15 protein-coding genes and 1 pseudogene are annotated in these 26,504 nt (G+C 38.3%); 13 read left to right on the top strand and 3 right to left on the bottom strand.

Annotated features, from left to right (window positions below):
- On the top strand, positions 1–218 hold a 218-nt coding region (locus tag GQF63_RS14610), incomplete at its 5' end, for a transposase (RefSeq protein ID WP_246163551.1).
- Positions 219–671: 453 nt separating this feature from the next.
- On the opposite strand, the gene GQF63_RS14605 is transcribed toward GQF63_RS14610, so the two are convergent.
- On the bottom strand, positions 672–1,799 hold the full coding sequence (locus GQF63_RS14605; RefSeq protein WP_160369978.1) for a clostripain-related cysteine peptidase: 1,128 nt from the start codon (positions 1,797–1,799) through the stop codon (positions 672–674).
- A 220-nt stretch (positions 1,800–2,019) separates the two neighbouring features.
- Positions 2,020–4,854, bottom strand: coding sequence for a hypothetical protein (locus tag GQF63_RS14600; RefSeq protein ID WP_160369977.1), 2,835 nt, complete (start codon positions 4,852–4,854; stop codon positions 2,020–2,022).
- 554 nt (positions 4,855–5,408) lie between these two features.
- Here GQF63_RS14600 and GQF63_RS14595 point away from each other — a divergent pair.
- The 10 genes from GQF63_RS14595 to GQF63_RS19880 all read left to right on the top strand — a co-directional run bounded on the left by GQF63_RS14595 (position 5,409) and on the right by GQF63_RS19880 (position 23,702).
- Positions 5,409–6,023 carry a S24 family peptidase gene (locus GQF63_RS14595; protein ID WP_160369976.1) on the top strand — a complete coding sequence of 205 codons (615 nt, stop codon included), beginning with the start codon at positions 5,409–5,411 and terminating at the stop codon, positions 6,021–6,023.
- Positions 6,024–6,650: 627 nt separating this feature from the next.
- Positions 6,651–9,875, top strand: a complete 3,225-nt coding sequence (locus tag GQF63_RS14590; protein WP_212592595.1) for a SusC/RagA family TonB-linked outer membrane protein — start codon at positions 6,651–6,653, stop codon at positions 9,873–9,875.
- Between the two features lie 16 nt (positions 9,876–9,891).
- Positions 9,892–11,775 (top strand): RagB/SusD family nutrient uptake outer membrane protein, encoded by a 1,884-nt coding sequence (locus GQF63_RS14585; protein WP_160369975.1) that lies wholly within the window; start codon positions 9,892–9,894, stop codon positions 11,773–11,775.
- An 11-nt stretch (positions 11,776–11,786) separates the two neighbouring features.
- On the top strand, positions 11,787–12,977 hold the full coding sequence (locus GQF63_RS14580; protein ID WP_160369974.1) for a DUF5000 domain-containing lipoprotein: 1,191 nt from the start codon (positions 11,787–11,789) through the stop codon (positions 12,975–12,977).
- A gap of 30 nt (positions 12,978–13,007) precedes the next feature.
- Positions 13,008–13,706, top strand: a complete 699-nt coding sequence (locus tag GQF63_RS14575) for a DUF4998 domain-containing protein (RefSeq protein ID WP_160369973.1) — start codon at positions 13,008–13,010, stop codon at positions 13,704–13,706.
- Between the two features lie 46 nt (positions 13,707–13,752).
- Positions 13,753–16,464, top strand: coding sequence for a hypothetical protein (locus GQF63_RS14570; protein ID WP_160369972.1), 2,712 nt, complete (start codon positions 13,753–13,755; stop codon positions 16,462–16,464).
- 163 nt (positions 16,465–16,627) lie between these two features.
- A complete protein-coding gene (locus tag GQF63_RS14565) occupies positions 16,628–18,895 on the top strand; it encodes a DUF6259 domain-containing protein (RefSeq protein WP_160369971.1) in 2,268 nt (755 codons plus the stop codon).
- A 925-nt stretch (positions 18,896–19,820) separates the two neighbouring features.
- Positions 19,821–20,783: a helix-turn-helix domain-containing protein gene (locus tag GQF63_RS19680; RefSeq protein WP_212592594.1), complete on the top strand. Its 963-nt coding sequence runs from the start codon at positions 19,821–19,823 to the stop codon at positions 20,781–20,783.
- A 1,765-nt stretch (positions 20,784–22,548) separates the two neighbouring features.
- A complete protein-coding gene (locus GQF63_RS14555; protein ID WP_160369970.1) occupies positions 22,549–22,749 on the top strand; it encodes a hypothetical protein in 201 nt (66 codons plus the stop codon).
- An 830-nt stretch (positions 22,750–23,579) separates the two neighbouring features.
- Positions 23,580–23,702 (top strand): hypothetical protein, encoded by a 123-nt coding sequence (locus tag GQF63_RS19880; protein ID WP_281346843.1) that lies wholly within the window; start codon positions 23,580–23,582, stop codon positions 23,700–23,702.
- Between the two features lie 88 nt (positions 23,703–23,790).
- On the opposite strand, the gene GQF63_RS14545 is transcribed toward GQF63_RS19880, so the two are convergent.
- On the bottom strand, positions 23,791–24,270 hold the full coding sequence (locus tag GQF63_RS14545; RefSeq protein ID WP_160369969.1) for an Lrp/AsnC family transcriptional regulator: 480 nt from the start codon (positions 24,268–24,270) through the stop codon (positions 23,791–23,793).
- Between the two features lie 52 nt (positions 24,271–24,322).
- Between GQF63_RS14545 and GQF63_RS14540 the strand changes: the two genes are divergently transcribed.
- Both GQF63_RS14540 and GQF63_RS14535 read left to right on the top strand, forming a co-directional pair.
- Positions 24,323–25,267 (top strand): DMT family transporter, encoded by a 945-nt coding sequence (locus GQF63_RS14540; protein WP_212592593.1) that lies wholly within the window; start codon positions 24,323–24,325, stop codon positions 25,265–25,267.
- A gap of 115 nt (positions 25,268–25,382) precedes the next feature.
- Positions 25,383–26,288: pseudogene (locus GQF63_RS14535) on the top strand (RteC domain-containing protein).
- Positions 26,289–26,504: the final 216 nt, after the last annotated feature.

Genomic DNA, 26,504 nt, shown 5'->3' with positions numbered 1-26,504 from the left:
CCAAATTGAGCTTATGGCATAACCAGGTGGAACATGCTGGAATACTGTCCTTCGAGAGTGTCGCAAAGTCTATTGCAGCACATCATCCTGAAATCCTGCATTACTTCGACAACAGGAGTACCAATGCATCTGCAGAATCTTTCAATGCAAAACTCAGGCTTTTAGAAGTGTATTTCGAGGAGTTAGAGATACTACCTTTTTCTTATATCGGGCTATAAAATTGTATACTTAAAAATTATTACCCCCAAACTTTCGGTATGATCCGTTATTTTTTCTACGATAATGATAGGGTAAAATCAAACATTTACTCAAACTCTCCCTATGAGAAAATCCAATCAACTTATAAACAAAGGTTGTTTAAGTTAAAAATAACCTTACGAAATGTAGTCATTTGTACAATTTCAATTTGATTAATGTTTTCTCCTTGGTTGTGAAAGATACAATTCCAGATTCATTACAAAAATTAGTATTCTCACGAATATAATTTTGAAATAATTTGATTCTTCCTATTAAATCTTCATCCTTATTTTTTATCTCCAAGGTCTTCATAGTTTCTAAATTTAATTGGTATGGATATTACTATGATTTACCAAAGTTAAGTTACTAAGGGGACCAAAAAAATACCTAATAAGGAGTATTTTCTACATGTTATAACAACATAATTAGAACAGTTAAAACAACTTATCGAAGCCAGATACCTTGTACCAACCTAAGGTACGGTAATAAGGGTGAACGATATTCTCATTTTCTTTTGTAGGTACATAACAAGTTAGGCCAACATTTTTATCGATTTTAAAGCCATTGAAATTGGCGGTATTCGCTTTGTAGATAACAGCTTCTTTCAGCACTGCTTGCAGATTTTTTAAGCGGCTTGCGGCATAATTATATTGCATGAAATCAAGGAAATCAAAAGCGATCAGCGGATTGCCGACACGGTCGAAATCCATGCGTTGTATTTTTGCGCGGTTCAGATCGGCGGCGGCAGGTGCCTGGGCTGCTAACACAGCTTTAGTTTCATCGGCTAAACGTTGCAAGTGTGCTGCATCGATAACAGATATGGTTGCCGATTGATGCAATCCACTCATTGCGTTGTAATGCTGAAAATACTTTTGGGCAATGGTTTTATAGGCATCTACACCCTTTTCAAAAAAGTGGTTCACCGTTTTATTGTAGGGCATACCGTTGGAAATCACCTCTCCGGGAGAAGCGATAAAATACTTGGCTTTGTCTTTAATTTCATAGAGCACTTCCAGGCTGGCCATGGAACAGGCATCAAACATAATGAAATCAAACTTATCGGGTATCGCCTCTGCGAGGTCTTTGACGTCCATACGTCTGCCTTTGTCTTCCCCAAAGGATTTCAATTTAATTCCCTCCACTTCTGGTGGAACCCAACCGGTGGCATGTGACCATAAAATAAGTCCATAGGTAGATGCAGGGTAGGCTTCTTTGACATCCTCGATCACCTGTTTCATGGTTTCCGGATCGGAGGAATTGTGATTGCTGTATTCTTTGATTTTGACACGGCCAGTGGATTCGCCGCTCGCTTTCGCAATGTGATAAATGGCGGGAAGTTGATTGGGCAACTTGGCATAAACAAGGAGGTTGCCATCCACCTCGCCAATAGCTTCTTCCATTTGCTTCATGTTCTTGTAGGCTTCCAGCTCTAGGTTATTATCGGCAGCTAGGTACACCAAAACAGTACGGTAATAGCTTTCTTTTGGAAGTGGACCCTTATTTTTATCGCAACTCAAAAAGAGAAAGGCCAATAAGCTTAGAAATAAATATAACGGTTTCATGGGTTGGTTTATATAAAAATGTAAATATCTGCAATCATTCTAAATCTTGCATCCTTTTCTCGACGATTTTTAAGACACTGAGGGCGGCCACAAGTAATAGGATACAGAATGGTAGGAATATCAGGATTAAGATAACTTCTTGCATCATGGCTTTTTGGGTAAAAAAAGGGCGGCAATTCTTGCCGCCCTTCGAGTGAATAAACTATTTCAACCTTTACAATTATAAGTTAGGATTAACCTTGATCTTAACTTCTCTTGTTACTTCAGATTTAGTATTTGCTACATCACCTAGGTTAAACTTGTTCGTTACCTTGATGGTATAGATTAAGTAGATAGGCTGTTGTAGGTTAGCACCTAAGTTTTCCCATACTAAGTCATCTCCGTTAACAAATGCTCTTGCACCACCTTGTAGAACGAATTCAGTACCGTCAGCTTTTTCAGCGCGTGTAAACGCTACATCATTGATGTGGTAAGTGTTAGTCACACCAGTAATGCCGTAATCGCCTAATAAAGTTGCGTTGTAAACGTTCGTAGCCGCGTTGTTATTGAAATCAAACAAGGTTACGTTATTGAAGTCAGTTAATTTGATTAATCTTCTTGCATCAACCGCTGAAGTATTCGATCCTGAAACTTCTTTATCTTTAAATTCTTTGTACGGAGCTTTCGCTGTAATAGCTTTCACTGGGTTAATGAATTTAACTTTAAAGTCTCTTTGAGCTACATCGTATACTACACCATTTACTTTTCTAGTTACACGTAATGTTACATCACCGTTGTTCACTTTCTGGCGACCAGCTAATAATGCTTCATTTAACACCACTTGATCAGGAACAGCGATTGAAATACCAGTTAATGGATCAACAACCGAGTACTCAAATGTAGTCACTGGTTTAGTAGGGTCAGTGATGGTTGTTGCAGTCCAGTAATCCCATAGATCGGCTTGTAATTTCCAGTCACCGGCAACTAATTTACCATTGATGATACCGTAAGTTAAGCCTGAATCCCAGAATGGAACGTCTTTCACTAAGCTAGCAATCAAATTACCACCTACAGTTACGGTGATCGTTACTTTCACAACTGGATCAACAGAGATTGAAGATCTGTACTCACCTTTTAAGGTATAGGTACCTGGCATCACTGTATTTGCAATGTCGATGTTACGTGGAGTACCTTGAGTAGCGCTGTTCATGCTAGCCATATCGAATGTAAATCCGGCAGGGTTGCCTGCATCAGGTGTAAAGGTATACACTTGGTGGAAGTCAGCCGCTGGACGGCCAGTTTTGTTGTATGCTGCATCTAATGTTGTTGGTGTAGACCAAACCACAGCTTTCGTAGTTGTGGCAGCTGCTACTACTTGATGCGCAATTGTACCATTAACAGCGATATCTTGAGCCACATCTTGGCTGAAGCTTACTTTAATGAATCGTGATGCTACTTCTTGAGGAGCTGCATTTCCTTGACCTGCGAACAACTTAACACGAACAACTACAGAGTTATTTACTGCTGCTGCATTATAAGCATTGCTATTGATTGTTGAGATTTTTACGGAGATTTTTCCAGTTACTGGATCCAATACTAACCAATCTCTTTCTTGAGCGCTAGCACCATAATGATCAATATCGAAACGCAAGTTGTAATCGTCTAATCCATGGTCATCCATGGAAACGATTTTATTAGATACCTGCGTACGTGCGAAGAAACCATTTAAAGCATCATCTAATACAATACCGCCTTCATAGTTCGGATTGCCATCGATGTTTTTCTCTGCATTGTTTTTGAAATGTAAAGTGAAGTGTGCGTTGGTTCTAGCATCAGCTAATGCTTTAGTGAAGGCTAAAGTCGAACTTCCAGCACCAGCATCTGCAAATGCACCACCTGCGAATACTGGGCTAACGCCATTTAACAAGGTTACTTTATCTTCTTGTGCCGTGGCGTTTCTTGCTGATTTTTCGATAGTTACTTCATCTTTTTCAACAATCTCTTCTTTCGCTAAGCTAAACGCTGAAGCCGCAAATTGCTGATTCGACGCTGCTTTATTGTTTTTCACTTGTAAAGCTACATGTAAATCTTCTGCACCTGCTGCATTAGGGAAAAAGCTATTTGGATTAACTGGCTTGTATTTTACCGTGATATCACCAAATGATTTCATTGGAGCACCTGCAGAAACAAAGCTACTGCTAACTGCGCCACCAGATGAACGGAAGCTTACTTTATCCGTTGTTTCTGCCAATAAACCTGTTGCATCGTAGTTTGCCGTAGCAACACCGAATGGGTTCAGGTTATATTTCATTTTCGCATACCCTTGAAGTACAGTTACACGGTTCGCATTCGTCTCAACGATACGTGGGAAGAATACAACTGGCGTGTTGCTATTGGTTAGTTCAGGAACCAAGGTTAATGAACTTACAGCAATTGCTTCGGTCGCCAAGAAGATGTCTCCTTGTTGTGTACCAGTTTCATCTGTAATTTTAACGTTGTAACCGCCATCAGTTTTCACGAAAGCGATATCACCAACAGACGCTGCTACGTTACTGTTCGTGCCGTTTAAGAACCAATAGAATTTACCATCGGAACCTTGTTTGATTTCCACTTTAGCATCTTTACCATTCGCACCTGGAGCACCATCAGTACCTTTGGCTTTCACAGTAGAGTTTACCCAAGTTTTACCACCATCAGATGATGACTGCCACAAGGAAGTTGCAGCATCAATTTGCCACATTGTACCTGGCGCACCATCCTTACCATTTGTTCCGTTGGTTCCGTTGGTTCCGTTTGTACCATTTGTACCATTTACGATATCATAGGTAAATTTAGAGCCATCGGCTTTTTTGAACGTTACTTTAAAACCACCAGGGATTGCTGCAACCGACTCCACCACGTTAGTTGAAGCGAGGTTTTGCAACTGCGATTTTAGCGAACTGATTTCAGAGGTGTTCTGGCCAATGTTTTGTTCAAGTCGTGTGATGTCATCATCATACTTCTTACAGCCTTCTAGCAGCACCGCGCTACTAATCGCTACAGCTAAGGCTAATTTGGAGAGGTTTCTAATTTTCATATTCGATTTTTAAAATTGTTTCGAAAAAAAAGTAATAATTATTTGTATTGTTTTTGTAAAAGTACAATATAATATTGTATCCGCAAATTTTTTTTTATTTTTCCTTTTAAGGATAAGTTTTCAGCTCAACCTTCAGCGTATAAACCTTGTCGTCGATATCTTCTACGGTGATTTCATATGTTGTTTTAGTATTTGTTTTTTGGATGGAAATATGATCTTTTACGTAACTAATATCTTTTAATTGAATATTTCTCAGTGATATAAGGCTGATTATATCAAGTGTGGTGATCTCACTAATTCCATTCGAACTAGGAGGATCCTGGACGTTTTTGTTGCTCTTGCTCATGCTGGAGGTTCGTAGTACACTTCTGAAATTCGGTCAATATAATACCCTTATCGGTTAATAACGGCGCTAAACTACAATATTAAATTGTATTATTCAATATATTCTTGATTTTTTGTATTTTTTTTCTTTTTGTCCTCAATTGGCCTTATTTTTGTTTTTTCACAAGCGACATTAAAAAAATGACGTTTTATATTTAAGAAACTCCGAAATGACGAATTGGGACCGCCTCGAGCAGGTAATACAATATTTAGGTTTGAATGTCAATTCTTTTGCAAAGGAGATTGGCCTCAACCGTGCAGAACGATTGTACCAGATTAAGAAAGGAAACTATGCCATTAGTAAAAACCTCGCGGGCATTATCACCGATCGCTTTCCCGATATCAATGAAACCTGGCTGATTACCGGCGAAGGCCCGATGTCAAAGGATAAGGAGTCTTTTACCAAAATCCCTTTATATAATATAAGTCTGGATGAGTTCGATACCGACTTGGCTAAACTTCCCGTGGCTTACGATCTGGAGATCCCCTTGCTTTCTGGCAGCGATTTCGCCTTCGTGAATCAAGGAGAAGCCATGAAACCGGAGATTGAACATGGAAGCGTGGTGTTTGTGAAAGAGGTGGATAAGAAAGCGGTGGTATTCGGCGATATCTACTTACTGATTTCTGATCATGTGAAGGTAGTGCGCTTTATTCGCGGTGGCAATGATAATCAATGGCGCCTGGTGGCAAAGAATGCCGATGATTTCGATGAGCTGATGATAGATATAGACGCCGTGAAAGCTGTATATAAGGTGAAAGGCGTACTGTCTATGGTTTCGCTGTAAGGGGGAAAGTTTTCGATTGATTAGCTATTACTTTATTCATTCGTAACTTACCAAGACGTTTGCCCAAAAACCGTTCCCACCCCTAACCTTTAGGAAATAGAATATTACATTTCCCTTCCGCAAGAAATTTTTATTTAAAAAATAATTAATTCGACTTCATTTTTATCGCAGGTAGATGATGGAAAAAAATCCTTTCTTCTCTTTGCCAAATATTACGTTTCTCCTATCTCCCTAAATCGTTTTAAGAAAGTATTCCCATCGTTTAAAAATCACTTAAAATTCGAGATGATTTCTTCTTTTTAAAGTGAATAATAAGATGCTGCACGAGGTTTTCTTGGAAAAATTAACAGGCGTTTGATTGTATTTTAAGTTTTGATTTTCTACATTCGTGAGAAACGTATCCAAACATAGAGATTGAATCGGTTACGTAACCGAGGATTAAACCGAAAGACCATTTATTTCATTTCATTGATGTAAAAGTCAATATAAAATGTAAGTCTAGGATGAAGAGGGAATCAAATTATTGTTGTAATGATTTGATTTCTTAGCGAAAGGCTTAATTATGAAGAACAGCAAAAGAAGCGGTTACGTAACCGCATAGTTGTATTATAACCAATTAATTAAATTATGGAGAAGAAATCTCGTAGATCAACTGCATTGATTTTCGACGGAGTTCCAAAGCCTAGAACCTTTATTCCAAAGATAAGGATTCTATTAGGCTTAGCCATGTCGATAACTTGCTTTTCCCCAAATCCGGCCTCTGCAGCCGTTGAAATCAACAATTTATTTGCCCAAGATGTCAAAGGGTCAGTAAAAGACAAAGATGGCAACCCGGTTGAAGGGGCAACGGTTACTATTAAAGGAACCCAAGTTGGCACTCAAACCGACCGCCTTGGTAATTTCATGTTTCCGAATCTGGAAAAAGGTAGCATTTTAGTCATAAGCTTTACCGGTTACTTGTCACAAGAGATCGTCCTTGCCAATCAAACCAGTATTGATGTGGTATTAATCGAGGATCCTGAGGCCTTGGAAGAAGTTGTAGTAGTAGCCTTTGGAACCCAGAAAAAGACGGATATGGTAGGTTCGGTGACACAGATTAAACCAAGCAACCTGCGTGTACCATCGAGTAACTTAACAACAGCATTAGCAGGTCAAGCGGCGGGTATTATCGCTTACCAGCGAAGTGGTGAACCGGGGATGGATAATGCTGACTTTTTTATTCGTGGTGTAACTTCCTTTGGTACTGGGAAAGTAGACCCACTAATCCTAATTGATGGTGTAGAGCTAAGTGTTACTGAATTAGCAAGATTGCGACCGGATGATATTGAGAGCTTTTCGATTATGAAGGATGCGACCTCAACCGCTCTCTATGGCGCTCGGGGAGCGAATGGCGTAATCTTCGTGACCACTAAACAAGGTAAGGAAGGGAAAGCTAATATCTCCTTACGGGCAGAAGCGTCAGTTTCAGCTCCTACGCGCAATGTGGAATTGGCGGATGCTGTCACCTATATGGAATTATACAATAATGCCTTAGTATCCCGGGATGCTTTTGCAGAACCACTCTACACGCAAGAGAAAATAGAATCAACAAGAGAAGGGTTAAGTCCGGTAATTTTCCCCGCCGTCGACTGGCGCTCTACCCTATTTAAAGACCAAACATTAAACCATCGTTACAATCTAAATGTAACAGGCGGCGGAAAAGTGGCACGTTATTATGTTGCCGGGTCGTACGCCCAGGACAACGGTATGTTACGGGTTGATGGCAAGAATAATTTCAACAATAATGTGGATTTAAAAAGCTATACGCTTCGTGCCAACGTAAATATTGACCTGACCAAAAGCACGGAATTAATCGTGCGATTGAATGGGAACTTTGATAATTATACAGGCCCTATAGAAGGTGGAGGAGCGATGTATAACAAAGTTGTACGCGCTAATCCTGTTGATTTTGTGCCTTTCTACCCTGTAGATGACTTACATAGTCATATTGAACATATTATGTTTGGAGGCTTAAAAGAAAGGGCGTTTTTAAATCCTTATGCCGATATGGTTAAAGGGTACAAAGACTACGACCGTTCCTTGATGTTGGCCCAGATGGAGATTAAACAAGACCTAGGATTCCTTACCAAAGGCTTGCGTTTTAGATCTATGTTCAATACCAACAGGATTTCACGATATGATATTGTCCGCGCCTATAAACCATTTTTCTATGAATTAGCCTATTATGATCGTAGAACGTTAGATTATGTGGTTTCTATCACCAACGAGAATGCAGGTGAGGAGTTTTTAAGCTTCGCTTTAGATCAGGAGCTACGGGAACAAAACTCGGTGTTCTATATGGAAAACGCTTTAGATTATTCCACAACCTTTGGCGGTAAACATAATATCAGTGCCTTACTCGTGAATATCCTCCGCTCAAGCACCAATGCCGTAGCAGGGAGTTTGCAACTTTCCCTTCCATCGCGAAACTTCGGGCTATCTGGACGTACAACCTATTCCTATGATAACCGCTACTATGCGGAAGTTAACTTTGGATATAATGGATCTGAACGATTTCATTCCAGCCATCGCTATGGCTTCTTCCCTTCCTTTGGTTTAGCGTGGAGTATTTCTAATGAAAAATTCTGGGAACCCATTAAAGACAAAATCAGCAATTTAAGAATTAGGGGAACATACGGTTTAGTAGGAAATGATGCGATTGGATCGGCAACCGACCGCTTCTTCTACTTATCTAATGTAGAGATGAACGACGCAGGAAAAGGATTTACCTTTGGTAAAGAGTATGGAACCACCCGTCCGGGCATTAACGTGACCCGCTATTCTAATCCTGATATTACTTGGGAAACATCTTACAAATCAAATCTCGCGATTGAATTAGGCTTATTTAATAAAGTGAATATCCAGGCAGATTTTTTCAAAGAGGAGCGTAAGGATATCTTGATGAATCGATCGGCCATTCCAACCACTATGGGCCTATCTGCACCAGTTCGAGCAAATGTTGGTCGTGCTTCCGGTGCAGGAATGGATATATCCATTGATTACTCGCAGAGTTTCTCCAATGGATTCTGGATGCAATTGCGTGGTAATTATACCTATGCCAGAAGTAAGTACCTTGCCTTTGAAGAACCCATTTATCAAAATGAATGGTGGAAGTCTCGGATTGGGTATTCCATCAGCCAACCCTGGGGATATATTGCAGAGCGCTTATTTGTAGATGATAGCGAGGTATCAAACTCCCCTACCCAAGGCTTTGGCTCTAAGAATGTAGCCGGTGACATCAAATACAAAGACGTCAATGGTGATGGAACCATTACAAGCTTAGATCAAGTGCCAATCGGCTATCCAACAACACCAGAGATTATTTACGGTGGAGGTTTCTCCATTGGTTACAAAAACTTTGACGTTTCAGCCTTTATTCAAGGATCGGCACGTTCTTCCTTCTGGACCGGAGGTTCAGTGAATGGTGTGACGGGACCTGTAAATGTGGAACCCTTTGTTGGTGGAAAACAAATTATGAAAGCCTTTGCTGAAAGTCACTTCTCAGCAGAAAACCAAGATCTGTATGCCTTATGGCCTCGCTTAAGTACACAAAACCATGCGAACAACACCCAATTAAGTACTTGGTGGTTGAACAATGGCGCCTTCTTACGTTTAAAACAGGCTGAAATAGGTTATACCATGCCAGATAAACTTGCAAAGAAATTACACACAGACAAAATGCGTGTCTATTTCAGTGGAACTAACCTATTCTTAATCAGTGGATTTAAATTATGGGATATTGAAATGGGTGGAAACGGATTAGGTTATCCCGTACAACGGGTAGTCAACTTCGGTGTTAACTTATCCTTTTAACCAAAACAATTCGAAAATGAAAAAGTATCTTATCATATTACTCTTATTTGTTACCAGTTCATGTAATAAATACTTGGATATCGTTCCAGATAATATAGCAACTATTGAATATGCCTTTCGCCTAAGAGCAACAACCGAACGATATTTGTTCACTTGTTATTCCTATTTACCTCAAATGGGGAACAGAAACACAAGCCCCGTTCTATTTACAGGTGATGAGCTTTGGTGGGTTAGGGAAAGTTATACTTCCAACCCTTGGCATATTGCTCGAGGTAACCAAAATGTAAACAGTCCTTATCTAGATTTCTGGAATGGAACATATCCATTATGGCGAGGCATTCGTGAGTGTAATATCTTCTTAGAAAACATCATGAATGTAAAAGACGTAGAGGATTTTGAAAAAAGACGTTGGGCAGCGGAAGTTAAGTTCCTAAAGGCCTATTATCATTTCTTCTTGTTACGGATGTATGGTCCTATTCCAATTATGAAAGATAATATTCCGATTTCTGCTTCCGAAGAAGAAGTGCGTGTTTCTAGGCAACCTGCCGATGAGGTTTTCAATTATGTTATTCAATTGATTGATGAAGCTGCTGAAGACCTGCCAGAGGTTGTAGATGATGAAAATGCGGAATTAGGTCGCATCACATTACCTATTGCCTTGGGTATTAAAGCGAAGATTTTAGTCTATGCAGCTAGTCCATTATTTAATGGAAACCCTGATTATGCAGCCTATTCGAATAAAGATGGAACCAAACTCTTTAGTCAGCAGTTTGATAAAACAAAATGGGACAAAGCGGTAGTAGCGTGTAAGGAAGCGATAGATGTGTGCCATAATATAGGGATGAAACTATTCTATTTTGAAGAGAATACCTTAGTAAAGAACCTTTCCGATTCTATGAAAACACAGTTGAATACCAGAAACTCTTTTACTGAAAGGTGGAATTCGGAAATAATTTGGGCGCACACCAAAAACACCGCACGTGACTTGCAAGTAAATACTATGCCTAAATCTATTCCGGCTGCTGCACTTGGTAATGGCGCTGTGGAAGGGCATATTGCTGTTCCTATGCGTATAACAGACCTGTTTTATTCCGATAACGGGGTGCCGATTACGGAAGATATTGAATGGCCTTACACCAATCGTTATGATTTAAGAAAAGCGGCTAAAGCAGATCGCTTTAACATTAAAGAAGGCTATACAACCGCGCAATACAACTTCGACCGTGAACCAAGATTCTATTCGACCGTTGGATTTGATGGAGGCATTTGGTTTGGCCAAGGAAATTACGACCAAGAGAATGCCTATTTCTTAGAGTTAAAATTAGGCCAGAGTGGTGGAAAACGAGGAAACTTAAACCATACCGTAACAGGCTATTACCCTAAAAAGTATATTTACTACACGAACGTACTTTCAACAACAGCCAATACCTATACGTCTACGGATTATCCTTGGACAATGTTGAGACTCACGGATCTTTATTTGCTCTATGCTGAAGCTCTAAATGAGGCTCAAGGCCCTGTCGAGGAAGCATTTTCTTACCTGGATATGATTCGTAGTCGCGCCGGACTTAAAGGTGTCAAGGAATCATGGACCAACTTCTCAAGAAATCCTAATAAATTCAGCACCCAAGCTGGGTTAAGGGAAATAATTCAACGCGAACGCAATATTGAATTATGCCTAGAAGGACAAAGGTTTTGGGATTTACGCCGTTGGAAAACAGCCATTGATGTATACAATGATGTAATTAGCGGTTGGGATATGGATCAGGCAAAACCTGAGGATTACTATCGTGAAAAAACCATATTTCGCCAATCCTTTAGTTTAAAAGATTATTTCTGGCCTATCCGAGAATACGATTTAATAGTTAACAAAAATTTAGTACAAAGTCCAGGATGGTAAACCTTAAAGCTATGAAAAGATACTATTTATTATATATGCTCATCGCAGTCCTATTCTGTGGCTGTCAAGAGCTTCAACATGCTCCTTTGGAGGATATATCAGGGAACCCACCTAAACCAACAGTAACCAAGGTTGAGAACTTAAATGGTGGGGCAAAGATTTCGTTTTCTATTCCCAACGATCCAACCATATTATATGTCTCTGCTGTTTTCCAAAGTAAAAAGGGAACAGATCGAGAGATAAAATCTTCCGTGTTCAAAAACTATATTGAATTAGCGGGTTTTGGTGACACTGCACAATATCAGGTAAAATTATATACCGTAAATAAATCAGAAGTGAAGTCTGAGCCTGCAAGTGTGACGATTAAACCATTGACACCCCCTGTAGATCATGTGTTCAAATCCTTAGATATTAAAGAAGATTTTGGCGGTATCAATGCCAAATTCTCCAATGAGGAACAAAAAGGCATAGTGTTCTACACGATGTATAAGGATGAAGAAGGAAAATGGGTACAATACGACCGGTTGTTTAGCTCTGCAAAATGGCGAGATTACTCGGTTCGTGGGCTTCTTCCAAATCCAACAGATTTCGCATTCTATTTCAAGGATGAGTGGGGCAATTATTCAGACACCTTGTTTAAAAATATTACACCGCTTTATGAGGAAATGCTGCAGAAAAAACTATGGAAAGCTTATCCATTGCCAACAGATACTTATACAGTGCAAGGGGGTTGGGGACCAATTAGCAATATTTGGGACGGAAACTATGTAGCACTTGCCAAGCTCTACTATCAAGCAACATCGGGTGCATCCATGCCGAATTGGTTTACGATTGATTTAGGAAAAAAATCAAAATTCAGCCGTTTGGTAGTATTTCAAGCACCGACCGAACGTCCGGCTTATGCTTACAACTACGGAACACCTAGAACATACGAAATATGGGGTTCTAATAATCCGAGCCCGAATGGTTCTTACGATGGCTGGGATTTAATTCTGCAGTGCGAATCGATCAAACCATCAGGAAGTCCTGTTGGTGAACGGACGCCTGAAGACAGTGCTTATGCCTTAGCTGGAGAGAATTACAACTTTGCACCCGAAACTGGAGCCTACCGTTACATCCGTTTCAAGACCATTAGATCCTGGACGGGCGCGCAGAACCTCATGCTTACCCAAATTGACTTATTTGGGCAACCGATGGAATAATTAAGGCTTCAACTTGAAAAGGATAATATCATGAAAACACAAAAATATTGGAATTCCATCACCCCTGCATTGCTGCTCCTGGTTTCGAGCATGTTATATGCTTGTGGAAGTATGGATGAAACCTATGAACAATTTTTAGAAGGTGGCGAAAAAATCTATGTCGCTAAGGCCGATTCTATAAAAATTCTTCCCGGCAGAAATCGCGTTGAGCTGTCCTGGCTATTATTAGGTGATCCTAAAGTGAGCCGGTACAAGGTTTATTGGAATAATAAACAAGACTTTATTGAAAACCAAGTTACCAAGACAGATGGTATTGATACAGTGCGATTAGAAATCAAGGATCTCGTAGAAGGAAGTCACACCTTTCAAATTTTCACTTTTGACAGCAATGGGAATAGCTCTGTAAAAGCAGAGGTGGCAGGACGTGCATATGGCGAACATTATGAGAACTCCCTATTAAATGCAACCATGTCTAAACAGTTGCGTAAGGGTGAGGACTGGAATATCATTTGGAATAAAAATCAACCAGAAGGCCTCGCGGTGATGGAGATAGAATATCAAAACACCGATGACCAATTGGTAAGAACGCGTTTTTCAAACTTTTCGGATACAACGAAACTAAAGAAGTTTCCATTAAAAGGAACCTATCAATTTAGGTCGGGATTTCTGCCTGATAGCTTAGCCTTAGATACGTTTTATGTGAAATACGAACAGATTAAAACAAATTAATTGAGCAGTCAAGGTCATTTAATTTGCTAATCCAACACAAAAAAAGATGAAAATTCATAATTATTTATTTGTAGCCTTTCTTATCCTAACTTCCATGGTAGACGGGTTGGCTCAAGTGCAGTCCTTTCCTGAGGGAAAGATGTTAAGACTTACTGCACAACAGGCCAAGCTGAATACCCAAACCGTGGAGCTAGTTCCTGATGACCGTATTGAGACTAAAGAAGGTGTTAGTTTAAAGCAAGGTATTAAAGACGCCATTCATGGTGAAAGAGAGCAAGCCGACCTTAGCTATATAATAAAAGCGCCCAAGGCTGGCCTTTATGTCTTTAGCACGTATGCTGTTACCGATGCGGAGGGTGCAGCTTTAATGAAGAGAGCGAAATCAAAGTTTGAATCCCTTTTCATGCGCATGCAAATTGGCGATGCTAGGGGCACAAAGCGAGTTGTCTATGTGCCTTGGGATAGACCTCGCCAAGAAACGGGAATCTTTACTTTAACCGGCAATGAGCAGGAAATTAAAATATGGCTACCGCGAGGCGTACGTTTATCCTTTATGGAAATTCGTAATTATGCAGCACCCAAAGTACCTGCCGCTGCAGCGAATTATAGCCCTAAAGTACTTCCTCCTAAAAGTCACCCTAGACTATGGGTAAACCAAGAAAACTTACCTAAAGTAAAGGAGAACTTAACTAAGGAAGAAAACAGAGCAGTATGGGAATCCTTAAAGGCAGCCGCATTAGTGCCATTTAACTTTACCTTCGACCCTGCTGAGGAAATGAGCTATAATGAGGGTTTAGAAAAAGCAACCGAACAAAAAGCCTTCTATTACTTAATGACGGGGGATAAAAAAATTGGACGCGAAGCCATAGACCTTACTAAAAATTATTTAGCGAATGTAGAATTTGGCAATATCCTCGATATCACCCGTGAATTAGGCCGCGCTATATATACTGCTTCCTTAGTTTACGACTGGACCTATGACCTCCTTACACCCGAAGAGAAAAAAGTGATGGTTGGGCATTTTATGCGCTTAGCTAGGGATATGGAAATCGGATGGCCGCCTTTTCGCATGAAAATCCTAAATGGGCATGGGAATGAGGCTATGGTAAATCGGGATTTCTTAGCGATGAGTATTGCAATCTACGATGAAGATCCTACGCCGTATCAATACGTCTCTTATGCTATTTTGGAAGAGCTGGTTCCCATGCGCAAATTCGAATACCAATCACCGCGTCATAACCAAGGTGTAGGCTATGGTGCATATCGATTTGCGTGGGAAATGCATGGCGCATTATTGTATCAGCGCATGACAGGTCAAGAGGTATTTGATAAAAACATCAAAGGATTATCCGACTTTTTCCTATATATGCGTAGTCCCGGAGGGGAAATGCTTCGTGATGGCGATGGTTTTGCCTCCGGAAAACCCGGTGAACCTTTCTATTGGAAATCACCTTTAGTTATGTTTTTAATGTATGCCTATAGCAAAGATCCAATTGTTAAAGGCGAATTTTTAAGACATGGCAATCTAAACAATCCAACACTCTATCTATTATTGAATGATCCTGACCTTAAACCAGAATCAAGTCTAACTTCCCTCCCATTGACGAAAGACTTTGGAACAGTATTGGGTTCCATGATCGCTCGGACAGGTTGGAATATCGGCCCAGATAGCGATGATGTTGTCGCGGAAATTAAGGGTGGAGGCTATCATTTTGGCAATCACCAACATGCAGACGCAGGATCCCTACAACTATATTACCGAGGATTCCAACTGGGAGATTTAGGCTTATATAGGTTCTATGGGACGCCATACGATATGGGATTTAACAAACGCTCAGTCTCCCATAGTATGATGTTGGCATACGATCCTAACGAGAAGTTTGAACGCAGCCAGGTGAATGATGGCGGCGCTCGATTAAATCAACGGGCACCAAGCTCTCCAGAGGAAACCACAACAAACCCTTGGTTTAATAATGGCATAGTAAGTTCAACGATGGTTGGTCCATCCACGGAACAGCCCTTCTTCAGCTACTTCTCGGTAGATTTAAAAGGTCCTTATTCCGATAAGATCGATCAATATCAACGAAGCTTTTGCTTTTTAAATATGGGTCGTAAAGATGTGCCTGCTGTTATTGTGTTAACAGACGCTATAGAGACCAAAAGTGAAGATATTGCCAAGTATTGGCAAATAAACTCCAACAATGCCCCCGAAGTGAAGGCCGATGGTTTTGTTCTTCACAATCAATTAATGGGTCGTGTGGGCAAAACTGATGTAAGTTTATTGACGCCACAAGCAGGAAGCTATCAAATCCAAGTGCTGTCAGACTCCTCAACAAGCAAGGTCTTTGGTACCCAACTTGAAGTCCCTGAGTCCCATCTTGCTGAAGGAAAAGGTCATCGCACCATGGTTTCCTATAAGGATAAGAGCAAATTCAATCGCTTCGTAACTGTATTCCAAGTGTTAGATGGCAACCATAAGCCATTAAGCTTAGCACACAAGAAAAATGAAGCTGGCGAAGTTATTTATATTGGCGATCAAACAGTGGTTATTGCGGCAGAAGGAATTACCAAAAAGCCATTCAGTTTTTCCTTAACAAATAAGGGAAAAACGAAAGTGGTAATGACCGGACTAACCCCAGGAAACTGGTCAATTAAAAAGAAAAAACGAACTGTACAGACTTTTGTCATTAAAGACAAGGAAAATGCAGGATATGTTGAACTAGCAGGTAAAGGTAGTTTTACGGTCAGTCCAAATTAAGATTTCATTGCTTTTAAGCTATAATCCTCCATGAAAATGGGGGATTATTTGTTTAATAGATATTATTAAAATTACAAAAAGATTCAAAGCCAACCGCCGTATTATCTTCAAAATGCATTAAATTAACCCTTTATTATTCACCTAATCAACCTTAACACAGCCCATGAAAAGAAAAATAGCATCAACCATATTTGGTTTAGCAGGATTCTTGTTATTTCTGCTATGCTCGCCGCAATGCAGTTTTGCCCAAGGCCTTCTTAACTTTCAGAACAAGCATCTCCGTATGCAGTTCGACAGCAAAACAGGCACTTTACTAAACCTTCAAGATCTTAAAACAGCCCAAACCATCATTCAGCAAACAGCAACTAAGGAAACCAGTCTGTTTGAAATTGAGCTTGTTGCCGATGGGAAGAAGCAGCTATTCACAGCTGCAGATGCCGGCAGCTTTAGCTTCCAAGAAGGTAAGAGCCTACAACTGGTATGGTCCGGATTTAATGGACTACCAACCGCCTTTAAAGTCGTTGCCCATGTACAACTAGAGCAAGATCGTCCGTTTTCGCAATGGCGCATTGCTGTCGAGGGCACCCAAGGTGTAAGCTTGGCGAAGGTCGTCTTCCCGAGAATCCAACAGGTTCAAGATTTGGGACAGGAAGAGCTCGTTATTCCCGAATGGATGGGAAGCCTTACCCGTGATCCGCGTGGCTATTATGCGGTCAATCCGAAAACAACCTTAAGCTTGAACTATCCCGATCATTTAGCCATGCAATTTATGGCATTGTACAATCCGAATAAGATAGGCTTCTATTTTGCTAGTAATGATACCCAATCCTATGCCAAGCGTTTTGTAGCCACCTTCAACCAGCAAAAGCAGGCTGGTTTTGAGCTGGTACACTTCCCTGAATATGTATCCACAAACAGCAGGTATGCCCCAAACTATGCCAGCATTATCGGTACTTTTGAGGGCGACTGGCAAGATGTAGCCGCTATCTATGGCGAATGGGGCCGCAAGCAGCATTGGGCAAAGGAAAGTCGCTTATCGACAGGGAAAGTCACACCATGGATAAAAAACACAGCCGCTTGGGTGTGGAACCGTGGTCGGGCGACCAACGTCCTAGATCCAGCGATGGAGCTCAAGGATCAGTTAAAACTACCGGTGAGTGTACTATGGCATTGGTGGCATGGCGGATCCTATGATGATTCCTTCCCTGATTATTTCCCTCCGCGTGATGGCGCAGCTTTTACACCGGCCATAGATCGTGCGAAGCAACAGGATGTCCATGCCTTAGTCTACATGAACCAGCTGAAATGGGGAGACTCTCAGCCGAGTTGGCAAAATGAGAAAGCTTACCTCTGGGCCACCAAAAACATCGAGGGCAAGCACAAAAGCCATATGTATAATATCTTTACTAAGAAGTCGCTTACCTACATGTGTCTGGCTACGGATTTCTGGAAAAACAAATATGCAGCCCTGGTCGATAGTGCTATTAACAAGTACCATGTTTCAGGGATATATATGGATCAAACTTGCTTGAGCAGGGTTTGTTACGACCCGACCCACAACCACCCCGTTGGGGGTGGAAAGTATTGGCTGGAACATGTAAAACAACGGGATCAGTTAAACCGTGCACAGCCTAAGGATCCGAAAGCTGCGGCTTTTGCCGGCGAAGGAGCAGGAGAAGCTTGGCTACCCTATATTGATGCCTTCCTTACCCTCGGAGTCAGCAAAGAGCGCTATGCCGGTGTAAAAGGACCAGAAACCATCCCTTTATTCCAGGCGGTATACCATGAATACGGCATCACGTTCGGAAATTATTCTTCCCTATTAACCCCGCCTTATGATGAGAAATGGCCGAAAGAGTTTGCTCCTGATAATGCAGAAACTTTATTAGACGCAGGCTTCAATGGGCAATTCTTAATCGAACAGGCGCGCTCCTTTGTTTGGGGCATGCAACCCATGATTGCCAATTACCAGCCTTATCTTCAAGAAAAAAGAAAGCCTGAAATGGACTTTTTCCGTAAAATCACAGCAGTTCGGCAGCAAGGTTTAAAATTCCTACTGGAGGGGCAGTATGTTAAAAACATAAAATTAGACGTTCCGCGTGCAGACTACAACATGTCCAAGCTATCGATCTATGCGGGTCAGAATGAAAAAGTAACGACCTTCAATAATCAATATCCAACGCTGTATCACGCCTTATGGCGAGCAAAAGATGGAAATATAGGGCTAGCTATCAGCAATATACAAGATCAAGCCTATCCCCTAAAACTCAACTTACTAAGCAAAGACTATCAACTGGCCAAGCAAGGTAAAATATACCGAATTGACCAGCAAGGCCGTCATCAAATCGGCAGCTATCAACAAGGAAAAATTAGTCTCCAACTCGACATATCAGAATATGATGCCTGTATAATAGAAATTGGAATGTATTAACACAGGAGTTAGCTTTGGCTAACTCCTGTGATTCTTTAGTGTCAAAATTTATACTTTTTGTTTTCTATTTTTAATCTAAAGAATAAACCTAATAGGTTAAAAAACAGCTTCTTACAAGAGCCTCCAAAAAAATAAAACATTAAAATTCCCATAACAAACTGAGGAAATACAAAAATTTAGAAAACTTATAATATTTATTTAGTATTTTTTCTTTTTTAAACCTATGTCATGAAGACAATTAGTTTTCTTTAAACTAACAATAAATATACACTATTAAATAGTTTATAGAAACAGACATACTCTACAAAACACCACAACAAGGTATTTAGTCATGGATACCCCAAGAAAATACCAAGATAAATCATATGGAAGCAATACAACTACAAGTGCTTACTGAAGGAAATTGGCTTTATCTCAAAACGAGATTTTGTTAAATTAAGTGAGCAAATATGTCTTTTCTTCAAGATGACAATATGTCAAACTGGACTGAAGTTTAATAACCCAATTTTATATTTAACAAATATATGCTTGCTTAAAATTTTTAAACTCCTTAGCTTTCTTTTTATGATATAACATAAATATTATCATTTAAAATTGCTTTCGTTTTTGCTTGAAATATGTAGTATTTTTGCTACAAAGCTAACTATTATTAACCAATATGCCTTATCAGCTTGTCCACTTCCTAATATTCTATTTCCTGCTTTTATGCCAGTTCAGCTCTGCGCAATCTATTAATCAAGATAATTTGCACAAGGAAATTTCTACCTTAAACGATAATAATCAGAATGATAGGTCTATTCTAATTTTAGATAAAATAATCAATAATGGTAAGTCCACGCCTTATGATAAGTATATCGCATATATTGAGAAATCTTTAACCTATAAACAGTTATACAATTATTCCAGTGCTTTAACCAATCTAAACTTGGCATTGAAAGAAGGACAAAAAACCAAGCATATCAATGAAGTGGAAACACGGATTATGGTCGAAAAAATCATGATCCATTATGATTTAAAAAATGAACGTGAATTTATCGCATTAATTAAACAAGTTAAACCTCAAAACCTACATTACCTCAAAAAAGAGACCCGTGCCTTTTACGAATGTATTTTAGGGCATCTGGAATTGAAAAAAGAAAACTTCCAAGAAGCAGAGGAATATTTTGATACCTGTATCAGATTTTTAGAACAGGAGAATCCGAAGCATTTACCGGTGCTTTATAAGGCGAAGATTGAACTGTACCAACGCTTGGGCCATAAAGACGCAGTTATGCAGGCTTATGCGAAAGGAATTGCTTATGCTAACCAATACGGGATTGATCTGTACAAGATCACAATGTATGAAACGATGATTTACTATTACGTAGACCAGAAAGATTATGAAAATGCCTTTAAATTTCAGAAAACAGTTAGTGAGGCGCGTCGTCAGTATGATGCGGCTAATCGAAGCGGAAATCTAAATATTCTAGAAAATGAGCTGCTCCAACAGCGAAATGAAGTTCAAATGACCGACCGTCAAAAAATAATGATCTTATTAGGAAGCATCATTTTTCTGTTAATCATGTTAAGTTTTGTCCTGTATAAACTATACCGTTCTACCCAAAAAGGCCGGAAACATATGGAAGTTGAGAATAAAATTATGCGGTCAAAATTAGAGGATTTCATTAATAGTAGTCCCCAATTCAATTCAAAAATTACAAACAAGATAAATAAACAAAATCTCAAGATCCGACACCTTGAAATTATAGAGTTAGTAAAGCAGGGAAAAACAAACAAAGAGATTGGCGCTATTCTATTTATTTCTGAAAACACTGTAAAGTATCATCTAAAATCCATTTACGAGCTATTAGAGATTGATAACCGTTCGGCATTGGTCGATGTAAAATAATACGGGTAATTTTGATATAGGAAAATATAACTATCACTTTACAAAAGGGGGAATTAAGAAAATTTAAGTTCTCACTTGTACAAATTGACAATTCTTAGGAAATTTAAGAGAAACACGACTTCAGCGTCCCTTAAATCGAAAAAAGACTATTAAACAATTGACCCTGACCCACAGAATGCATTTTGCAGATTTACATTTCCTTAAAAATTATTTTGCATTCATTTAAATAACATTTTTTATTCCTATGAAGATCTGAGTGCCCAAAAATAAATTCTAATAATTATATGTACATCCCGAACCATAGAAACAACATAAAAGTAATCCTGATAAATACAAAAACAACTAAACCATGATCAGATAGAAGTTTATTTTACCCAATTATCTCAATACTCGCAATATCCTTATGAAATCAACACAAGACCCATTATTGTTAGTTATGTATCAGGAGTTTTTTTTAATTGTTAGAAGACAAGAATCCTACTAAATAATATTTTGCAGTAAAAACTACAGACATTAACAAGAATTCCTAAAGCCGGCATATATTAATTTACGGAGCATTTGTTTTATAGGATTAGCCTTTTTTAATGATTTATCGAATTATTTGTTTAAATTTTCCCATATTTAAATATGTTGTTTTTTATATTTTGAAAATTACAAGAATTTGATGCCTAGAAAGTGCCCTGTAAGAAAATATCGTTAGTTTAAATGCCTTCAAAAACAGAAATTATACTTATAATTCTTTACAGATGGTGGTTTATTAGTCCATAATTTCTAAAATTATAATAAAACAGGTACTATTTCGGTTGATGTTTTTTTGAGTATTAACTCATCACAAATTCCTAATATTCACTCAAAAGTGCTTTAACTTATTCGCAGAATATCCTAAAATTTGTACTAAGTTATGATTATTGTATTTCCAAGTGCCGACTACCCACATTTGTTAATTTCGGACTGAGAGTCGCTCTATTTTTAATATTTGAAATCATTAGCCCATAAAATAAACTCAATCCTTACTGCAAAATTAATGGCTAAATAGAAATCAGAATTTCCGCACCAACTCTTTACCTGATTCTAACATGCAAGGAAACCATCCCCTTAGTTCATTTTTTAGAAATATGAACGTCAAAAACTGGGGTCAGAGCAGAGCCCACTTCATATATCTAATGGTTTACTGAAAACCTTAGAGAATTATATCAGCAAATCCATAAATAAGTTTGAAAACTTTCAGGGGAGACTAAATTGGTTTCATATCAATACATAAAGAAAAGAGATTATGGAACCATTCGACTTGAAACCTATGCTAAGGAAAAATGACACCTTTAAAAACACCTCTGATGTTAACAAACGCCACAAATAGTTTCTCCTTGTTTTTTCCAGACTTAGGGAATCTAAAGAAAGAATGTAAGATTATTTTTGGAAACGTAATTACATCCTTGTTTGTCAATGCATATTACAAGTAAAACAACATTGCAAAAATAAACTATAGTATGACCGTTATAATCATAAAAATCCTTTCCGGATTCCGAAAATCCTGAAGACAGAAGGGCAATAAAAGGTTAACAACCTTAAAAGAGGATTCAAATATGATGTTGAAAAACAGCGTCATAGTCCACACTACCCACCACCTCATTTATCCTACCCTAGTACTACCCAGTATATTAATAAATTCTCAAGTTTTTTTCAGCATTTTTGCAATACCAACCATGAAAGAAGCTTTTTACAAAGGCCTCCTTTCCATATTATTACAAAAATGCATTTAACATATATGATGAAAAAAATGCTGAAGATTGTTATTTATTCTGAAAAAAAAACGGAAGACAAAACGGAAATCATATTAACTACTGAGCATCCTTCCGTAAAAAACTATATCAAGGTACTTGAGTTACTTTTCATACCTGATTTACCTGGTCAAGAAAAACTTCACCATAAAAAACATCAATTAACATCAAATAAGCGAAAAAATTAATAAAGCAGCGGCATCAATGTTTTACAATAAATCTAATCCGTGAATAAAATATTCAAGCTCATGGGCATTGTGCTTGATGGTTGTAACTGAAAAAAGTTAAGATGGCTAGTTCGGTTTATTTAGTGGTTAATCTGGACAAATTTTTATTACTTGCAGCAGCCTTTTTATTGTGTACCTAATCTATTCCGTAGCAGAATTTATTGTAAGAATTAGTAGTTGAAAATGGAATAATAAGTCAACCGTGGACTCTATGATAAATATTTTATCTCTAAGCCATATTAAACGACCTAGGATTTACAGCTTATTATTTTTCATCTCTTTCTAAAAATCGTGATAATCCATTTTAATCTTATTTATGATTCGCTTTTAGAGAAGTATTTATAGACTAATGTCGCAACACTGAAAGCCAATTAAATTGTTCGAATGTCTTTTATTAAATAATATATACCGTTTAGGATGTAGATATTGTCAAGTGTTCCAGAGATAATTTGTCATTTAATACATTCTTGATATGACTACTGAAGAAGATGTGATTAATAAAATAGTGTAATTATCTGAAAAAAGTTGTTTTGTATAAAAAAAATAAAATCAGGTTAGATGTTTCCTAAATTAAAATGATTCTACGAGACACAAAATCGGACCCTAAAGATAATTTTAGTTTTAATTTATAGCTGTCCAAGTGTCAGTGAACTATTGTGTAATAAAAAAGGGACAAATCTGATGTTTTCACACTTGTCCCTTTCAGTGAACCTATTGGTACAGAACTCGAACTCTTTTTTGTTAAAATACCGCAGATATTATCCTTTACCGATAAAGACGGCAACGACAATATGAAGCAGGTAGTCGAAGCCAATTACAAGCAGATTAAAGCGGACGTTATGCAGATTGTAGAAAACGAAATTGAGCGTATCAAAAATGACTCGACTTTGCAGCACTTGATACAGCAGGAATAAGGCATCTTATATGTGAAAGGCTTCGCTAAAGTCTTTCATATATTAGCTTTGGTAAATAAGATGTACAGTCTTTATAATGGTTTTCACTTTATTTTTCGTTGGGGATAAGTAAATTCAAAGGAAGCTCTAAACTGTTTTTGGTTATTCCCATTACAACAATTGTCCGAAAGCGTTTAATATTTTCATCCCCGAAAAAAATTCTACGGGTTAAGTTTTCGTAGTGAGCCATAGATGGAACGACTATTACAAGAAAAAAGTCCGACTCACCAGTAACATAGTAGGATTGTTGAATTTCAGAGATTGTTTCAAACTTTTTTTTAAGGGCATCAATTTTTTCTATTTTTTCACTATCGAGGAAAAGCTCTACTAGTATGGTCACATTATTGCCAATTTTTTCTCTGTCAATAACGGCAATGTCTTTTTCGATAATTCCAAGTTCACGCATCTTCTTTATCCGTCTTTGTACGGCTGCCGCCGACAAACCAACTTTTTCCCCAATATCTCGTTGAGGTGTGAGATTATTTGTCTGTATAATTTTTAGAATTTTTTGGTCAATCGCATCAAACATAATAAAACAAGCATAAAAATGAAACAAAATTGCAAAATGAAGATGCAACTTAGTGAAAAAGCAATCAAGTTTTAATGCAATTTTGCAAAATAAATATTTTGCTTACATGAACAGAAAAATCAGAAATGGAATTTTATTAGGAATAACCGCAGCTACCTTATGGGGAATATCGGGAACGTTAGGACAATTTTTGTTTCAACAAAGAGGGATAAATGTAGAATGGCTTATTACAGTGAGGCTCTTAATTTCGGGGGTTGGTCTTTTAATCCTCGCAAAAACTACTAAGAACGATATTTTTTCAATTTGGAAAAATAGAAAAGATGCTATTGAATTAATGCTTTTTAGTATAATAGGGATGGTGGGTGTGCAATATACCTATTTTGCTGCCATAAAACACTCAAATGCGGCAACTGCAACTGTTTTACAGTTTGCTGGCCCCATTTTCATTGCAATATATCTGGCAATTAAATATAAGCGACTGCCAAAAAAATTAGAACTATTAGCAATAATTTTAGCTGTTTTAGGAACGTTTTTATTAGTGACCCACGGAAAAGTTGGTACACTTTCTATTTCGGGCATAGCTCTGTTCTTTGGTATTGCATCTGCGATAACTTTAGCTATTTATACTTTACAGCCTAAGAGGTTACTTGCGAAATACAATTCTGCGCTTGTTGTTGGTTGGGGAATGTTTGTTGGTGGTATTGCATTTAGTTTTGTAAAAGCTCCTTGGCAAGTAGAGGGGAGCTGGGATTTAAGCACATACTTCTGTGTTGCTTTCATCATTGTTTTGGGTACATTGATTGCGTTCTATTCATACCTTAATGCCGTTAAAATTATTGGTGGACAAAAAACAAGTTTGCTTGCATCAGCCGAACCACTTGTGGCAGTCATTCTTTCTGTTATTTGGCTAAAAATTCCATTTACGATGGTTGATTGGATTGGTAGTCTGTGTATTATTTCGACTGTATTCTTATTGACTAAAAAAGAAAGTCGCTGAAAACTGTCGTCTTGGATAATTAAATACCGAGTATTAAGATTGTGAATTTAATTACTCTAATTGTTAGTAGGCAATTAGAAAGAAATTTAAAAAAAATGTCTTATAATCTAACTGAATGGAAAAACATTACAATGAGGTATTGCTTAAACTGGAGACAACTATCAACGATTTGGAAATTGAAGCTGATTACTCCATTCAACGGATAGAAACCGTTATACATTTAATTTTAGAATGCCTGTCCGAAGTAAAGGAACATATCTTAAAAAAGGGGTTTAAAAATGTTGGCGAGGAAATCCGCTTTTTCAAACATCAAAAATCAATAATCGTTGCCAAACTTATTTATTATAATGCCATTTACAAAATTGAGACAAAGAAACCTTACGGGGCGCAACCCATAAAAAAATACCTCAATATAGAACTGAAAAAACTCAAACGGTATTTTGATAACAACCTCGATTTTTATAAATGCTACCGTACCAATAACACCTCGCTTGATGATAAACTTTTTATACGGGGAAAGCACGATATAAAACTATGTTTGGACACGGGTTACTTTCAATCCGACCTAACATTTTCTACCTCCCATGATTACAAGGTTGCCAAGATAATAGGTAATGATTTGATACAGGTATATATCTAAGACCTGTTGTATAACAAAGACCAAGAAGATAAGTCCAAAGCCCCGAAAAAACTCAACTGGACGGGTAGCAAGGTGGCAATAATCGAATTGATTTATTCCTTGCATTATCAAGATGTTTTTGACAATGGCAATGCCGATATAAGACTAATAGCTAAGTATTTTGAAGATGCTTTTAACGTCAATTTAGGCAATTTTTACCAAACGTATTTAGAATTACGAAACCGAAAGATGAACCAAACAAAATTCCTTGATGCGCTTCGGGAAACGCTTATCATAAAAAATGGACGAATTGGACGAAAAGTAAGGTTCAATTTAATAGGTTCTAAAATAGTTATGCGACCGACTTCGGAGGATGTAAATATCACCTGCAAGGGCAAGTAGTTTTGAGGCACAGAATGAGTTTCGAGTGCCTCAAAACACAACTTGCTATGTTCAGGTGGACATTTTTGAGGTGTGGAATTTATTTTGAGCAGCTCAAAACATAACTTGCTGTGTTTAGGCGAACAGAAAGTTTCTGAGTTCTTAAACGGCTATCAGCCGAGCCTGCTTGCGTTCAAGCCATACGACTGCCTTGATAGATAGCAAGTTTGTAGGCAG

Origin of the sequence: Sphingobacterium humi (assembly GCF_009768885.1) — a bacterium.
Taxonomy (GTDB): Bacteria; Bacteroidota; Bacteroidia; order Sphingobacteriales; family Sphingobacteriaceae; genus Sphingobacterium; species Sphingobacterium humi.
This window is presented reverse-complemented; position numbering and strand designations above follow the sequence as displayed.

Coding starts and splice junctions, on each gene's coding strand:
- GQF63_RS14605 (WP_160369978.1), bottom strand. CDS start 1,799: ATGAAACCGTTATATTTATTTCTAAGCTTATTGGCCTTTCTCTTTTTG.
- GQF63_RS14600 (WP_160369977.1), bottom strand. CDS start 4,854: ATGAAAATTAGAAACCTCTCCAAATTAGCCTTAGCTGTAGCGATTAGT.
- GQF63_RS14595 (WP_160369976.1), top strand. CDS start 5,409: ATGACGAATTGGGACCGCCTCGAGCAGGTAATACAATATTTAGGTTTG.
- GQF63_RS14590 (WP_212592595.1), top strand. CDS start 6,651: ATGGAGAAGAAATCTCGTAGATCAACTGCATTGATTTTCGACGGAGTT.
- GQF63_RS14585 (WP_160369975.1), top strand. CDS start 9,892: ATGAAAAAGTATCTTATCATATTACTCTTATTTGTTACCAGTTCATGT.
- GQF63_RS14580 (WP_160369974.1), top strand. CDS start 11,787: ATGAAAAGATACTATTTATTATATATGCTCATCGCAGTCCTATTCTGT.
- GQF63_RS14575 (WP_160369973.1), top strand. CDS start 13,008: ATGAAAACACAAAAATATTGGAATTCCATCACCCCTGCATTGCTGCTC.
- GQF63_RS14570 (WP_160369972.1), top strand. CDS start 13,753: ATGAAAATTCATAATTATTTATTTGTAGCCTTTCTTATCCTAACTTCC.
- GQF63_RS14565 (WP_160369971.1), top strand. CDS start 16,628: ATGAAAAGAAAAATAGCATCAACCATATTTGGTTTAGCAGGATTCTTG.
- GQF63_RS14555 (WP_160369970.1), top strand. CDS start 22,549: ATGATGAAAAAAATGCTGAAGATTGTTATTTATTCTGAAAAAAAAACG.
- GQF63_RS19880 (WP_281346843.1), top strand. CDS start 23,580: ATGAAGCAGGTAGTCGAAGCCAATTACAAGCAGATTAAAGCGGACGTT.
- GQF63_RS14545 (WP_160369969.1), bottom strand. CDS start 24,270: ATGTTTGATGCGATTGACCAAAAAATTCTAAAAATTATACAGACAAAT.